General features: G+C 68.9%; 13 protein-coding genes. 4 read left to right on the top strand and 9 right to left on the bottom strand.

Features of this window, described 5'->3' with window-relative positions:
• Positions 1–46: 46 nt before the first annotated feature.
• Positions 47–562, top strand: coding sequence for a hypothetical protein (locus tag ACEXHE_RS00580; protein WP_374784359.1), 516 nt, complete (start codon positions 47–49; stop codon positions 560–562).
• Positions 563–604: 42 nt separating this feature from the next.
• Here the strand turns inward: ACEXHE_RS00580 and ACEXHE_RS00575 are convergent, their stop codons facing one another.
• Complete coding sequence (locus tag ACEXHE_RS00575) at positions 605–1216, bottom strand: LURP-one-related/scramblase family protein (RefSeq protein WP_374784358.1); 612 nt, start codon at positions 1214–1216, stop codon at positions 605–607.
• 180 nt (positions 1217–1396) lie between these two features.
• On the opposite strand from ACEXHE_RS00575, the gene ACEXHE_RS00570 reads away from it, so the two are divergent.
• From ACEXHE_RS00570 to ACEXHE_RS00560, 3 genes are read left to right on the top strand one after another with little or no spacing between them, the layout of a single operon-like run.
• Positions 1397–2578 carry an LLM class flavin-dependent oxidoreductase gene (locus ACEXHE_RS00570; protein WP_374784357.1) on the top strand — a complete coding sequence of 394 codons (1182 nt, stop codon included), beginning with the start codon at positions 1397–1399 and terminating at the stop codon, positions 2576–2578.
• Positions 2575–3282 carry an FMN reductase gene (locus tag ACEXHE_RS00565; protein ID WP_374784356.1) on the top strand — a complete coding sequence of 236 codons (708 nt, stop codon included), beginning with the start codon at positions 2575–2577 and terminating at the stop codon, positions 3280–3282. The genes ACEXHE_RS00570 and ACEXHE_RS00565 overlap by 4 nt, the downstream gene beginning before the upstream one ends.
• On the top strand, positions 3257–3823 hold the full coding sequence (locus ACEXHE_RS00560) for a MarR family winged helix-turn-helix transcriptional regulator (RefSeq protein ID WP_374784355.1): 567 nt from the start codon (positions 3257–3259) through the stop codon (positions 3821–3823). The genes ACEXHE_RS00565 and ACEXHE_RS00560 overlap by 26 nt, the downstream gene beginning before the upstream one ends.
• 57 nt (positions 3824–3880) lie before the next feature.
• On the opposite strand, the gene ACEXHE_RS00555 is transcribed toward ACEXHE_RS00560, so the two are convergent.
• From ACEXHE_RS00555 to ACEXHE_RS00520, 8 genes are all read right to left on the bottom strand, one after another.
• A complete protein-coding gene (locus tag ACEXHE_RS00555; protein ID WP_374784354.1) occupies positions 3881–4834 on the bottom strand; it encodes an SseB family protein in 954 nt (317 codons plus the stop codon).
• Entirely contained in the window at positions 4831–5628 is a 798-nt protein-coding gene (gene priA, locus ACEXHE_RS00550; protein ID WP_091694932.1) for a bifunctional 1-(5-phosphoribosyl)-5-((5-phosphoribosylamino)methylideneamino)imidazole-4-carboxamide isomerase/phosphoribosylanthranilate isomerase PriA, read from the bottom strand. Before priA ends, ACEXHE_RS00555 begins: the two co-directional genes overlap by 4 nt.
• Before the next feature lie 38 nt (positions 5629–5666).
• The gene (locus ACEXHE_RS00545; RefSeq protein ID WP_177227825.1) at positions 5667–5834 is read right to left on the bottom strand and encodes a hypothetical protein; all 168 of its coding nucleotides are present in this window, start codon (positions 5832–5834) and stop codon (positions 5667–5669) included.
• Positions 5834–6475: an imidazole glycerol phosphate synthase subunit HisH gene (gene hisH / locus ACEXHE_RS00540; RefSeq protein WP_091694935.1), complete on the bottom strand. Its 642-nt coding sequence runs from the start codon at positions 6473–6475 to the stop codon at positions 5834–5836. The genes ACEXHE_RS00545 and hisH overlap by 1 nt, the downstream gene beginning before the upstream one ends.
• Entirely contained in the window at positions 6475–7092 is a 618-nt protein-coding gene (hisB, locus tag ACEXHE_RS00535) for an imidazoleglycerol-phosphate dehydratase HisB (protein WP_356965798.1), read from the bottom strand. The genes hisH and hisB overlap by 1 nt, the downstream gene beginning before the upstream one ends.
• A gap of 125 nt (positions 7093–7217) precedes the next feature.
• On the bottom strand, positions 7218–8333 hold the full coding sequence (locus tag ACEXHE_RS00530) for a histidinol-phosphate transaminase (RefSeq protein ID WP_374784353.1): 1116 nt from the start codon (positions 8331–8333) through the stop codon (positions 7218–7220).
• An 85-nt stretch (positions 8334–8418) separates the two neighbouring features.
• Positions 8419–14577 carry an Ig-like domain-containing protein gene (locus tag ACEXHE_RS00525; RefSeq protein ID WP_374784352.1) on the bottom strand — a complete coding sequence of 2053 codons (6159 nt, stop codon included), beginning with the start codon at positions 14575–14577 and terminating at the stop codon, positions 8419–8421.
• A gap of 111 nt (positions 14578–14688) precedes the next feature.
• Positions 14689–15027: a LysM peptidoglycan-binding domain-containing protein gene (locus ACEXHE_RS00520; protein ID WP_091694951.1), complete on the bottom strand. Its 339-nt coding sequence runs from the start codon at positions 15025–15027 to the stop codon at positions 14689–14691.
• Between the last annotated feature and the right edge of the window lie 211 nt (positions 15028–15238).

The following is a 15238-nucleotide window of genomic DNA, read 5'->3' as shown; positions in this document are numbered from 1 at the left end:
TGTCCGATCACACCGCACGCCCACCCTGTCCACGATTGGAGAGACGATGACCACCACCCTGGCCGACCCCGTCACCACCGCCCCCACGCCCTCCCTGGCAGCCGCTGCCCCGGCACCGGTGGAGGAGCTGTTGCAGTACATGTCCCAGTGGGAGACGGGTACCGCACGTCTGCCGTGGGTGGATCCGCTGACCGAGAGTGAACCGGAGCCGCAGCACCTCTACGTCACCGAGGAGATGGCCGGGCCGGCGGTGCTGCAGTCCTGGGTGCAGTTCCGCCATCTGCTCGAGGAGGTGATCGCCCGGGCGGATGCCGATCCGGATGCTTTCCAGTACCTGACCCTGATCCACGGGGAGCACACCTCGATCTGGACGCAGATGACTCCGCTGGGCCCGGACCAGCACTATGTGGAGCTCTCTGACGGCGCCGGCTGGGTGGACGAGCTGGTCCCCGCTGACCCGGAGAAGCCGTGGAGCACCGATCAGACTGAGGCGATCATGCGGCTCTGGGTGACACAGCGGTTCCAGCGGGCCGACTCTCAGCGCTCTGCCGTCCCCCGGTGACGCTGGCGGCCTGGCCTGGCCAGGAGAGCTTGTCGGTCCGTGTCAGCGGCGCCGGCGCCGGGACTCCTTCTCGCGGATCAGGTCCAGGGCGATCACGCCGCCGATCACCGCATAGCGCACCAGCTCGGGCATCCCCGGGTCCAGGCGCAGCACATAGGTGCTGTGCCCCATCAGGGCGCGGCCCAGGCCCGACCACTGCCGGCTGACCGCGGCCACCTGCGTGGATCCGGCCACGATCTGGAAGTCGTACTCGAACAGGCTGCCGCGCAGGGTGAGCACCGTGCCGTCGGCGACCTCCAGGTCCACCTGCTTGGAGAAGAACGTGAAGCGCTGGATGATCCGGGCGATCGGACCGCCGGCGGCGTCCAGCACCTGGTACCGGTCTCGTCCCAGGGTGGCCAGGTCCTGCACGTGGAACAGGGTGGCACCGTTCAGATCGGTGATCTCGAACTGCCGGCTGCCCAAGAACATCCGCCCCAGTCCCGAACCGCGCGTGTGCACCTGGGCGATCGGCCGGCCCTGGGCGTCCTCGATCGCGAAGTCGTTGGAGAGCATCCCGGTGGTCTGCTGCAGCACCAGGACGTGCGCCTGGCCGGGGTCTGGTGCGGATCGCTCGGACGGAGGCTGGGCGGGTGGCGTGGGACGCGGGCTCATGCACCTCAGTCTGGGCGGAGCGGACCGCGACGTCCACCGAGACAGAGATCACCGCGCGTGGAGGGTGGAGCGTTTCAAAAGTGAGGGAATACTCTCGAGGTAGGCGTCGTTGTGCCAGGTGATTCAAATTTCAACGACTAGGATCCTGATTCGGACCCGCGCATCGCCAAGGAGCATCCCATGCAGTTCGGTATCTTCACCATCGGTGACATCACCACCGACCCCACCACCGGCACGACTCCCACCGAGAACCAGCGCATCAAGGACACCGTCCGAATCGCCCAGCACGCCGAACAGGCCGGCTTCGAGGTCTTCGCCACCGGTCAGCACCACAACCCCCCGTTCGTGGCTCCGGGCAATCCGCCCACCCTGCTCGCCTACCTGGCGGCCACCACGGAGAAGCTCACCCTCTCCACCGCCACCACACTGATCACCACCATGGACCCGGTGCGCCTGGCCGAGGACTACTCCTACCTGCAGCACCTGGCCGACGGCCGAGTGGACCTGACCATGGGCCGCGGCAACACCGGCCCGGTCTACCCCTGGTTCGGCAAGGACATCCGCCAGGGCATCAACCTGGCCGTGGAGAACTACAACCTGCTCTACCGCCTGTGGCACGAGGAGACCGTGGACTGGCAGGGCCGGTTCCGCACCCCCCTGCAGGACTTCACCCTGACCCCGCAGCCGCTGGACGGTGTGGCCCCCTTCGTGTGGCACGGCTCCATCCGCTCTCCCGAGATCGCCGAGCAGGCCGCGTACTACGGTGACGGGTTCTTCCACAACAACATCTTCTGGAACAGGGAGCACATCATCCAGATGGTGCAGCTCTACCGCCAGCGCTACGAGTACTACGGCCACGGCAAGGCCCACCAGGCCTATGTCGGCCTGGGCGGACAGGCCTTCATGCGCAAGAACTCCCAGGACGCCGTCAAGGAGTTCCGTCCGTACTTCGACAACGCCCCGGTCTACGGCCACGGCCCGTCCCTGGAGCAGTTCTCCCGGATGACCCCGCTGACCGTGGGCTCCCCGCAGCAGGTCATCGAGCGCACCCTGGAGTTCCGCGACTGGGTGGGCGACTACCAGCGTCAGATGTTCCTGATCGACCATGCCGGCCTGCCCACCGAGACCGTGCTGGAGCAGATCGACATCTTCGGCGAGGAGGTCCTGCCGGTGCTGCGCCAGGAGTTTGCGGCCCTCAAGCCGGCCGATGTCCCCGAGGCGCCCACCCATGAGTTCCTGGTGGAGCGTCACCGCCGCGGCGAGGATCCGGTGCCCGGCGGCGCCGAGGGATCCCAGGCCTACGCCGACCGCCAGCAGGCCCTGGCCGAGGCCGAGCAGCAGAGCGCGAAGGAGCAGAAGTGAGCCAGAACGCGTTCGACTCAGGCTTCGAGTCCGCCTTCGAGTCCACGCATCCGTTCACCCCGCAGGCCCGGCACATCGCCGTGGTCTCGGGTGGGCTGAGCGACCCCTCCTCCACCCGCAAGCTGGCCGATCGGCTGGCCGAGGCCGCCACGTCCTACCTCTCGGATCGCGGCATCGTCCCGGAGGTGCACGTGATCGAGCTGCGTCTGCTGGCCACCGACCTCGCCGAGGCCATGGTCAACCCCGCCCGCTCGGAGGCCTTGACCCAGGCCCTGTCCCAGGTGGAGCAGGCCGATGGCATCATCACCGTCTCCCCCACCTTCAAGGCCTCCTACTCGGGGCTGTTCAAGTCCTTCTGGGACCTGGTGGAGGACGGCTCGGTCACGAACGTGCCGGTGCTGCTCGGCGCCACCGGCGGCACCGCCCGGCATTCCCTGATGATCGACACCGCCCTGCGCCCGCTCTTCAGCTACCTGCGCACCAAGGTCATGCCCACCGCGGTGTTCGCTGCCTCGGACGACTGGGGCGAGGTGGAGGGCGGCACGGAGTCCACCCGCACCGCTCCCCTGCAGTCCCGGGTGCGCGCGGCCGGTGTGGACTTCGCCGAGGTCGTCGGGCGGCTGCCTGCTCGGCCGCGCCGCAGCACGGGCGAGTCCAAGCCCTTGGAGGTGATCCCCTTTGACCAGCTCCTCCGCGAGAACTGAGGTTCCACAGACAGATCTCCCGACGACGGCAGAAGACGCCCCTGCCCAGCGGCAGGAGGGCGCCTGGTCACGGTCCGCCACGCCGGAACACCGGGAGAAGGACGCGGCCCTGCAGGCCTGGCGGGCCTACTTCGAGGCCACGGCCCTGCTGCAGGACCGCGCTGAACGGCATCTGAAGGATCAGGTGAACCTGTCCCTGGGCGACTACAACGTGCTGCTGCTGCTCAGCGAGGCTCCGGGCCACCGACTGCGCATGGGACAGCTGGCCAGCCAGATGGTGTTCTCCCCCTCCCGTCTGACCTACCAGGTCAAGACGCTGGAGGCTCGGGGGCTGGTCACCCGTCAGCCCTGTTCGGACGATCGACGCGGCTCTGAGGCGGAGCTGACCGACGCTGGCCGCCGGGTCTTCCGCAAGGCGGCCGCCGTGCACACGCGGCAGGTCCGGCGGGACTTCCTGGATCAGCTGGACGAGCGGGAGATCGAGACCCTGCTGCAGGTCTTCTCCCGGCTGGGCCGATCCCTGGAGGACACGGGATCCTGACCGCCACCGACGGCGATGTGACCAGCTGGACCCGGCACCAGCGTGGAGGACACCGTCTCAGCCCGTCTGGACGGTGATCTCCACGGAGTCGGCCCGTTCGGCCAGAGTGGGGATCTCTCCCAGCAGCTGCTGCAGGGTGGCTGCCATCAGCCGCAGGCCGGCCTCGTCCATGCCGGGTTCGGGGAAGGCCACGATCTTGAGTTCCGGGCCCGCTCCGCCTCCGGGCAGCACCTGTCCGGACGCGGTCTGGGTGGCCACCCCGGCTCCGGGGGCGAGTCCGATCCGCTCCAGCCCCGGCACCAGGTCCACCACGGATCCCACAGCGCGGGCCAGGGACGGATCCTGATAGGACGGCGTCCAGTCCTGCTGCTGGCCCAGAGCCCACACGGCAGGGCGGCGCACCACGAATGTGGTCTCCGCACCGGGGTCCACCACCACGAGCTCGTTGCCCTCGTCCACCGCCGAGAGGCAGGCTCGGGGCATCCAGGCGGCCACCGGCCGGGCCTGCGGGTTCCAGCTGGTCAGTGCCGGCACCGAGCTGAACACCGGCAGGGCACGGCGTCCGTCCCGGGACTGCAGGGAGACCAGAGCGACGTCCGCCGCCTTGTCCCCGTGCAGGGTCTCGCCGTGCTCATGATCGTGTCCGGAGTGCTCGTGCTCCGAGGTCTCAGCCACCGTCGGGACCACAGCGGCGAACACCCGCATCCGGGAGAGCGTGCGGACCACATCGGCTTCGTCGGCCTCGCCCTGAGCCAGCCGGCCGAGCACCGCTGCCCATGCTGGGTCTGTCGTGCCGTCGTCGTGGTCGAAGGCGTGCAGCGGATTCGCTGAGCCCTCGATGCCCGGCCCACTCAGGTCACGCCCCTCCCACGCCACGCCAGCGGAGTCTGCGGGACGGCCCTGGTCGTCGCGGTGCTGGCGGGCCAGGTTGCGGTCGATCGCGGCCTGGATGTGCCCGGGCAGGTGCCGCTCGGCGCCGGAGTGGTTCGAGGACTCTGAGGGCACGGTCACTCAGCGGCAGGGGTGGGCGACTGCCGCACGGCATCTTCCACGGACACACCGCGCGAGACCAGCAGCGCCTGCTCCAGGGTGAAGCGTCCGGCGTAGAGGGCCTTGCCCATGATGGCCCCCTCCACCCCGGTGCCGACCATGGCGTACAGCGCCGCCACGTCCTCCAGAGAGGAGATGCCCCCGGAGGCCACCACGGGCTTGCGCGTTTTCTGGCAGACCTCAGCCAGCAGCTCGGTGTTGGGGCCGCGCAGGGTGCCGTCCTTGGTGACGTCGGTGACCACGTAGCGGGCGCAGCCGGCCTGCTCCAGGCGGGCCAGCACCTCCCAGAGGTCCCCGCCCTCCTTGGTCCAGCCGCGGGCGGCCAGGGTGGTGCCCCGGACATCGAGCCCGACGGCGATCTGGTCACCGAAGCGCTCGATCACCCGGGCCGTCCATTCCGGGTCCTCCAGGGCGGCGGTGCCCAGGTTCACGCGGGTGGCGCCCATGGCCAGGGCGTTCTCCAGGGACTGATCGTCCCGGATGCCGCCGGAGAGCTCCACCTTCACGCCCAGCTCGTCCACCACGCGGGCCATGACATCGCGGTTGTCCCCGCGGCCGAAGGCGGCGTCCAGGTCCACCAGGTGGATCCATTCGGCACCGGCGTTCTGCCAGGCCAGGGCGGCCTCCAACGGGTCGCCGTAGGAGGTGGCCGAACCGGCCTCGCCCTGGACCAGGCGCACGGCCTGGCCGTCCTGCACGTCCACGGCAGGCAGCAGCTCGAGCGCGGGTCCGGTGGTGGGAGTGGTCTGGGTCATGGTGGGGTCCTCTCGGGGATGGGGACGGGTGGAAGGTGTCAGGCGTCGCCGGGCAGGGCCAGCAGGATGCCGGCGATCACGGCCATCACGGCGCAGATCGCCACGGCGACCCACAGCCAGGTGGGGGCCTTCTGCTGGCGCAGCGACCAGGCCCCGCCCAGCAGCAGTCCGCCGAAGGCGATCATCAGGGTGGTCCACCAGGGCATCAGAGGGTCTCCAGCCAGTTGGAGAGCAGCTGCATCCCGGCGTCCCCGGACTTCTCCGGGTGGAACTGGGTGGCTGAGAGCGGCCCGTTCTCCACCGCGGCGATGAAGTCCGCACCGTGGTGGGCCCAGGTGACCTGCGGGGGGCGGATGTGCTGGATCGTCTGATCGAAGTCCCAGTTCAGCACGCCATAGGAGTGGACGAAGTAGAACCGTTCGTCTTCGATCCCCCGGAACAGCTGCGAGCCTTCCGGAGGCCGGACCGTGTTCCAGCCCATGTGCGGGACGATCGGCGCCGGCAGGGCCTCGACCACACCGGGCCACTCCCCCATGCCCTCCGTCCGTTCGCCGTGCTCCACACCGGCCTCGAAGAGGATCTGATGCCCCACGCAGATGCCCAGGACGGGGCGGCCTCCGGCGACGCGCCGCCCGATCCAGCGGGTGGCGCCGACCTGCTGCAGTGCCTGCATGACCGAGGCGAAGGCGCCCACTCCGGGCACCACCAGGCCAGCGGCGTTCATCACGGTGTCCGGGTCGGCGGTGAGGCTCACCTCAGCACCGGCGCGCTCCAGGGCGCGCACGGCGGAGTGGATGTTCCCGGAGCCGTAGTCCAGCACGGCCACGGACGGACGGGCACCGGCCATCAGAGGGCACCCTTGGTGGAGGGGATGCCCTGCACGCGGGGGTCATCCTCCACTGCGGCACGCAGGGCACGGGCGAACGCCTTGAACTGCGCCTCGACGATGTGGTGGGGGTCCCGACCCCGAACCACGTCCATGTGCAGGCAGATCGAGGCGTGGTAGGTGATGGACTCGAAGACATGGCGGGTCATCGACCCGGTGAAGTGGCCGCCGATCAGGTGGTACTGCTGGCCCTCCGGCTCACCGGTGTGCACCAGGTAGGGACGGCCGGAGACGTCGACGACGGCACGGGCCAGGGCTTCATCCAACGGCACGCTGGCCTCGCCGAAGCGGCGGATGCCACTCTTGTCCCCCAGGGCGGCCTTGAGGACCTCACCCAGGGTGATGGCCACGTCCTCCACCGTGTGGTGGACGTCGATGTGGGTGTCTCCCGTGGCCTGGACGGTCAGGTCGATCTGGGAGTGCTTGGCCAGCGCGGTGAGCATGTGGTCGTAGAACGGCACGGTGGTGGAGATCGTGGCCTGTCCGGTCCCGTCCAGGTCCATCTCCACCAGCACGTCCGACTCACTGGTGGTCCGCTGCATGCGTGCCTTGCGGCCTTCGAGGCGCTCCGCGCTCATCACACTGTGTCCATTCTTGATCGGGAGGAGAGACTGTCGTGCCCGCCCTCCCGCTGGAAGGTGGATTCGACCACTCGAGTCTACTGGCCGTCGTCGGGCCTCGGCGGGGTGCTACGCCCCCAGGACTACCGGTCCAGGACCTGGCGCAGCGCCGTCAGGAAGGCCGTGGTCTCCGCCTCCGTGCCCGCCGTGACGCGCAGGTGGCCGGGGATGCCGACGTCGCGGACCAGCACACCGTGGTCCAGCAGCCCCTGCCAGGTGGCGTGCGCGTCCTCCAGCCCGCCGAAGAAGACGAAGTTGGAGTCGGACACCGCTGGGGACAGCCCGAGGGCGCGCAGCTCGTCGACGATCCGGTCCCGCTGGGCCTTGATGTCCTCCACGTTCTGCAGGAGGACCTCGACGTGCTGCAGTGCGGCATCGGCCGTGGCCTGCGAGACGGCAGAGAGGTGATAGGGCAGGCGGACCAGTCGCAGGGCATCGGTGACCTCCGGTGCGGCGGCCAGGTAGCCCAGACGTGCACCGGCCAGGGCGAACGCCTTGGACATGGTCCGAGTGACGATCAGACGGGGGCGCCCCGGAAGCAGGGAGAGGGCGGACTCGGTGCCTGCCAGCGCGAACTCGGCGTAGGCCTCGTCCACGATCACCATGCCGTGGGACTCTGAGGCGGCCTCATAGACCGCTTCCACGACGTCCAGGCCCAGTGCGGTGCCGGTGGGGTTGTTCGGGGAGCACAGGATGGTCAGATTCGGCCGATGCTCGCGCACCTGAGCGGCGGCCGACTCGGCGGTCAGGGAGAAGTCCTCTGCACGCTGTCCGGCCAGGTACTCGGTGTCCGTGCCGGAGGCCAGCAGCGGGTACATGGAGTAGGTGGGCGGGAAGCTGAGCACGGTACGGTCGGGGCCGCCGAAGGCCTGCAGGATCTGCTGCAGGACCTCGTTGGATCCGTTGGCCGCCCAGAGGTTCGTCTCCGAGAGACCGTGTCCCAGGTACTTGGCCAGGCGCTGGCGCAGCACCGTGAACTCCCGGTCCGGGTAGCGGTTGAGGGTGGCGGCGGCCTCGGCCACGGAGGCGGTGACGGCTGCGACGACCTCTTCCGGGACCGGATGGGTGTTCTCGTTGGTGTTGAGCATCACCGGAACATCCAGCTGCGGTGCACCATAGGGGGTCAGTCCGCGGAGGTTCTCGCGCAGCGGCAAGGCCTCCAGGGCGTGTTGGGTCGAAGTTCTGTCCTGCTCACTCACCCGGACAGCCTAGGCGGTGCCGTGCGCCGCGGCCTTCCGGTGACGTGCCTGCTCAGCACATCACCGGGCGCTGGGCGGGACCGGCCTACGGCCAGGGGCCGTAGATGACGTTGGACTCGACGCCGTGTTCCTTCATGCGGAGGCGGAAGTCGCTATGGCCGTCATGGAGGATGCAGAACCTGGGGACACCCGAGTAGGTGCCGTCCGCACCAATCGTGACAGTGCCGGTCGCGTACTCGTAGAGCTCGCCGGCTCGATGCGAGCCCTCGGCTCCCCGCGGCGTGCAGGTCACGGCGAGCTCACCCGGCGGGAATCCGATGAAGTCCATCTGGGTGTCCCAGCAGTTCGAGTACTCCGTGCCGCCGTTCTCGGTGCACGTGGAGATCGAGGACTTCGGACCCACGCTCAGACGCGCCGTGGGGTCCGGGATCGGCTCGGAACGCGCCGACTGGCCGGCCACCTGACAGTCCGCCCCGCCGGCGGCGCAGACCTGGATCTGGATCCGATAGTCCGTTGCCGTCTTGGTCTGCGGGGACTCATAGGAGCCGGAGTTGGGAACGCTGGAGCCGTTCACCGTGACGGCGAACGTCACCGAACGGCCGTTGCCCGCGCGGACCGTGTCCGGGTTCCAGCTGAACTTCACGCCGCCCTGGTGAGACGAGGCGGCGATCTGCGGCATGGCGTACGGCCCGTAGGCGGCCACTGTGGTGGCGGAAGCCGTCGGGCCGGAGCCGGCCTCATTCACCGCGCGCACCGAGACGGTGTAGGTGGACCCGTTGGCCGGAACCCGAATGGTGTCCGAGGTGGCCGCACCGAGACTCGTCCACCCGCCGCCGAGGGAGTACTCGTACCGGACCGGCGAGCCGTTGGCGGCGGCACCGGAGAAGGACAGGCTCAGGGTGTTGTCCTGACCGGTCGCCGACGTGCGCACACTGCTCACGGCACCCGGCAGTCCGAACGGCGTCACTGCCGAGGACTGCCCCGACGAGGGGGAATCACCCTTGCTGTTGGTGGCGGTCACCGAGAAGCGGTAGGCCGTGGACTTCTCCAGCCCGGACCAGGACAGCGAGGTGGCCCCGGCCCCGACCTGCCGAGTGCCGGCCACGGAGTTCCCGGCGTAGGCGGTCACCGTGTACCCGCTCAAGGGGGCGCCGTTGTCATCGGCCGCCGACCACGCCACCCGGACCACACCGCCATCGACGACGGACTGATCTCGGGCGGCCGTGGGCGTGCCCGGCGCGAACGGCTTGCCCGCAGGGGTGACGTCCACCGACCACGGAGACCATTCCGAGGGTTCGTCCGCCTGGTTCAGTGCCTGGATCCGGAACCGGTAGGGCACGCCGTTGCCCAGACCGTCCCACCGCAGCGACGTGGTGGCCCCGGTGCTGCGGGTCGCGCCCCCGGAGAGCGCCGGTGAGATCTGCACACGGTACTCGGTGATCGCCGATCCGCGATTCGCCGGCGGCGTCCAGGTCAGGTCGACCCGTCCGTCCTCGGCCGTCGCAGACGGGGCGGCGGGCATCTCCGGTCGCACATCCGGGACAGCCGGGGCAGAGGCTCCCGAAGGATCGGATTCACCGACCTCGTTCGTCGCCGTCACCGTGAACCGGTGCTCCACCGCGTTCTCCAGTCCCGTGATGGTGCAGGTGGTGGAGCTGCAGGCCTGTGTCCTGCCGGTGGTGGTGTCGGTGACGGTGTATCCCGTGATCGGCGCGCCGTTGTCGGGCGGAGCAGCCCAGGACAGGGAGACCTGGCCGTCGTCGATCCCCTCGATGCGAGGCACCCCGGGGGCGCCGGGCGCACCCTTGACGACCACCGTGATCTCACCACGGGCCTGCCGCGCCTGGTCCTGGGTCATGTCCTGGATGGTGTAGGTGACCCTCATGCGCCCGGACCAGCTCGCGCCAGGCGTCACCGTCACCGTGGTGCCATCAGTGGTTGCAGTGCCCTCGCCGACCACGACCTGGGTGTCGACGATGGTCAACGGGGCCTCGCCCTGGAACGGATTGACGTCGTTCTCCAGCGCGGGCACCACCACCGGATCGCCGGACCGGGCGTCCTGGACGAGATCGGCGATGGCACGGGGCAGCTCGCGTGAGGTCCCGACGACGGCGACCGACACCCTGGCCGCCACCGGGTCCGAGTTCCCATCCGTGACCGTGAAGTCCACGGATCCGGCCCCGCCTCTCCGTGCATTGGCGGCCGGAGTCACCGTCAGCACGGTCCCCTCCAGCGTGGCCGCCAGATCCCCAGAGCGCTCCCCCAGCGCGAAGCTCAGGTCATCCCCGTCCGGATCGCTGGCCAGCGGTGCCAGGTCCAGGGTCACCGGATCCCCGCCCTGTTCGATCTGCATCTGGGTGGACTGCACCCTGGGCGGGTTGTTCTGTTCGGGCCGGGGAAGCACCGTCACCGGGATCGAGAGCGTGGAGACCAGGCCGTTCGGATCCGTGCCGTTCTCGCCGTCGGTGACGGTGACGTTCACCGAGGCGTTCCCGGAGAAGTCCTCGGCCGCGGTGAACGCCATCGTCGTGGCAGACCGCACCTCCAGCGAGGCACTGGTGGGAGCCGCAGTGGCGGAGGAGTCCTCGGTCAGCCGGGGACGACGGCCGTCTCGGACGCCGACATGGTCCTCGAGGTCCACGTCGAGGGACTCCCCTGCCATGACCTGCAGCGGTTCCCCCGTCACCAGCCACGGCGGCCTGTTGTCGTTGCCGGGGACCAGGATGAAGGCGTGGCCGACATTCCCGTCGATGTCGGTGACCGTGTACTTCACCGTCTGGGCTCCGGAGCCGACGGGGACCACGACGTCCTGGCCGTCGACCTGCACCCCGGCCTCCGCCGCAGCATCGTCCACGGTCACGGTGAGGTCCCCGACGGCACCGTCGGGATCCTCGTCATTGGTCAGGACCGAGACGACGACCTGGTCCTCATCGGCGATCTGTTCGTGTCCCAGGACATCATCCCGAGCGATCGGCGACAGCAGAGGTGCCTCCGGGCTGACGGTCACAGCCAGGTTGCCCGTGTCCTGGGCTCCTGCCGGGTCGGCGATCGTGTAGGTGATGTTGAGGAAGCCCGGTTCCTCGGGCGCCGTGACCTGGACCCGGCCTTCGATGATCTCGATGGAGGTCTCCGGGATGCTGGGGGTGAATCCGTCACGCACCAGCGCCACCTGGTCTCCGTCCGGGTCGGCGTCGTTGGCCAGCACGTTGGTGGTGAAGGTGCGCCCGGGTCTGACCTCGACGGAGTCGTCCAGGGCGACGGGCGGATGGTTGACCTCCAGGGACCGGGCGATGCCGATCGAGACCGTTCCGACCGCAGTGGCACCGAGACGATCGGTCACCAGGTAGGTGAAGGTGTCGGTGCCGGCGGAGTCGTCCGCCGCGCGGTAGACCAGGCGGCCCTGCTCCATGCGCACCGAGCCCTGCTTCGGGGGCGAGTCCACGCCGACCAGGGTGACCGAGTCGCCGTCCGGATCAGATCCTTCGAGGGCGATGGGGATGGACACGGACTCGCCTGCCAACACCCGAGACCGCACCGTGGGCGGAACAGGGGCAGAGTTGTTCGCACGGTCCATGGCGACCATGGTGATGTCCACGACTGCCGAGGCCCTCTGGCCGTCCGGACCACGGACGGTGTAGGAGACCTGGGTCCTTCCGGGGTCGTTCCCGGCTTGGACTCGCAGCTTCCCTTCGGAGGTGAAGGCGTCGAGACGCTCCGGAGACGGCGCCTCGGCCAGCTCCGGCTCAAGGATGAGGTCCTCCTGGTTGGGGTGCACATCATTGGCCAGGACGTCGATCGTGGCCACGTCGCCCACCCGGACCACCGCGGTGTCCGGGACAGCCACTGGGGGCTCCAGCACCTCTGGCTGGGGAAGCGGGACGACGGTGACCTCGCCCAGAGAGGTGCCCTGGGCGTTGGAGACCTCGTAGGTGAAGATGATGGGGCGGGCCAGCCCACCGGTGTCCACCACCCGAATGTGGTTGAAGTCTTCGACGGCGACCTTGATGGGTGCGGCTCCACCGGAGTCGCCGGTGACCGGTCGGACGCCCTGGACGACCAGGATCCCGCCCGACGGATCGGTGTCATTGCCCAGGACGTTCACCAGCACGTCCCCTCCTGCCGGCAGCAGGGCGGTGTCACGTACGGCCACGGGGAGTCCGCTGTCCTCGTCGCTGTCCACCACGTCCACCCGGATCAGGCCCGGGGCAGAGTCCAGCTCATTGGCGGCGATGTACTCCAGGTAGTGGGTGCCCGGGGAATCCCCGGAGATCTGGACGGTCCCCCCGGACGCCGAGTAGGCGATGTCCAATGCCGGCACCTGCTGGACGAACGCCAGACGCAGCGATCCGCCGAGGGGATCCTGGTCGTTGGCCAAGGGAGTCACCGTGGCGACCTGTCCGACCTGGACGGTCACGTGGTCGGCCAAGGTGACCGGCGGCTCGACACTACCCCGTTCCAGGACCTCGATCTGCACCTTGCCGGTCGCCGTCTCCCTCCCGTCCGAGACCGTGAGCTCGACCTCACGCAGTCCAGCCTCACCGGAGTTGTCCTGGAAGGTGAACTGGCCGTCTGGGCGAGTGCGGACGGCGTCATCGTCCGGCGCTGTGGCACCGACCAGCTGCAGGTCGTCTCCGTCGGGATCGATCCAGTCCGGCAGCACCTGAGCCGAGACGGATTCTCCGGCGGGGACCCGCAGCACCGGCACCCGCTCCTGGGTCGGTGCGGAGTTCTCCGACTCTGGAACCACACGCAGCCTGACCTCGGCATCATCCACGCCGTCAGCACGACCGTCCCGAGCCTCATAGCGGATCGTCGCCGTCCCGGTCGCGTCCTCGGGCACCACGATCTGCAGTCCGACGCCGTCCAGGATGCGCTGCACGGTTCCGATGCCAGGCTGTTCGCCCACCATCCGGGCGACCAGGACATCCCCATCCGGGTCGGAGTCGTTGAAGAGCACCGGCAGCTGGGTGGTCCGCCCCGCCCGCACACCGAAGCTGTCATCGACGGCCACGGGGGGCCGGTTCTCCTCCTGGCGCTCCGGCAGAGCCGTCTGCTGGGTGACCTCGTCGGACTCCTCCTCGGTGTCCTCGCCCTTCCCCTTCGGGGGCTCCAGGTCGTCCCAGTTCGAGACCACCTTCATCTGGTCCAACACCATCCAGGTGGTTCCCTCGCCGGTGTCGTTCAGCACCACCTGGTCACGATTGACGCGAAAGACCAGGGAGCCGGATCCTGAGAGTTCTGGAATGGGAACGATCTCATCATCATGGTCGCCCGCGCAGTCCCGCAGGTAGTAGCCGGTGGACCGTGATGCCGCATGGAGACAGCCGGCGGCGAAGACCGGTGCGGTGATCGTGCGTTCGTCTGCGGATCCGCCCGGCTGAAGGGCCCCGGCGGCAGCGTCGTCCGGCGCGGACAGGGGCACCGAGGTGACCGATCCGTTCTCCAGTCGCACACTCAGCAGCTCGGCAGACGTGGCCAGTCCCACGACACCGGAGTTCGGTCCGGCCGGCTGGGGAACGGCCCCGACCAGGCGGTCGTCCTGGACCTGACCCCCAGGCCAGACCACCGTCCCGGAGTCGGCATCCACGACGACGCCGGTGTCTCCAACGGCTGTGACGACCGGGGAGGTCATCGAGGCGAGCGCTGTCAGCGACTCGCGAGAGGACTCCTCCCAGGCGTTGTCGTCCTCGGAGGCGACGAAGCTGATCAGCTCTGCGGAGGCGAGGTCAGCGACAAGCACGGTCCCCGTGGTCGTCGTCGTGCTGGCCACGGCGCCGTCGGCCTCATACAGCGGGTCCTCCGAGGACAGGACGGGAGCTGGCGTGAAGGTCCCCGCGAAGACGGTCCCGTCCTCGGCCGAGTTGGCTGAGAAGGACCCCCCGCCGAGTGCGAAGTGCTCGGTGGCCGGGAGCATGGTCTGGTCGCCTGAGGACATCAGTGAGGCGTCGATGGAGACCAGGGCACCGCTGGCCGGATCGACCATGACGGCGTGGTCGTCCTGCTGGTGCAGCGAGTAGTTCTCGAAGGGGGCGCGGAATCCTCCGTCCAGGATGTGGGAGGAATGATTCAGATGCCCAATGAACCCGTTGTCCTCCTTGGTGACCCAGATGGCTCCATCGTGGAGGTCGAGATCCGCCGTCTCCATGCCGGGATACAGGACAGATCCGGCGATGACCAGGGCTCCGACCGCTGAGAAGGCCGCCGGCTTCGATGCTCCCCGCCAGCCCCGGCCCCATGCTCCCATCGGTGTCGGTCCTCCCCCATCAGACTGATGACATACCGCACCCACGGTCGCCTCATCCAGTGTAGGTGAGTGGGGCCCCCGCCTGATCCGACCCGGATCCGCCCTCGGAGATCAGCCGAACTGCGGAACGTAGAGCAGCTGACCGGGCTGCAGCTCGCTGTCCGTCAGAGAGTTCATGGCGCCGATCTGCTCGATGGTGGTCGTCCTATCACGCTCCGGAGCGATCTCACCGGCGATCGACCACAGCGTCTCTCCGTAGCCGACGAGATGGGTCTCCACGGCAGCCGGAGCCTGATCGCCGGAGGCGGCGGCCGGGGTCAGGGCCGTGGATCCGAAGAAGACCGCGGCTGCGGTGATCAGGACGGCAAGGATCATCACCGGGAGTCCGTGCAGGAAGAAGCGGCCTCGACGGTTCAGACGGATGTCGGTCGCGGTACGGGTGGTGCTCATGGTGATCAGCCTTTCTGCCCGGAAGGTCCGGACGCATCGAACGCATGTTCGGATGACGTGTTCCTGTTCTAGCACATCCGTTCGAACGCGGACAAGACACGTTCGAACATATCTTTGAATCTGGGGCCACGCTCACGTAGCGTCAGATCCAACGGTCAGGCAGCAGTGGAACCACCGCTGGCCGACCGAGAAGCACATCACCAGGCAGCAC

Source organism: Micrococcus sp. IITD107, from assembly GCF_041927415.1.
Taxonomy (GTDB): Bacteria; Actinomycetota; Actinomycetes; order Actinomycetales; family Micrococcaceae; genus Citricoccus; species Citricoccus terreus.
The sequence above is the reverse complement of the archived record's forward strand: the minus strand, read 5'-3'. Positions and strand labels throughout refer to the sequence as shown.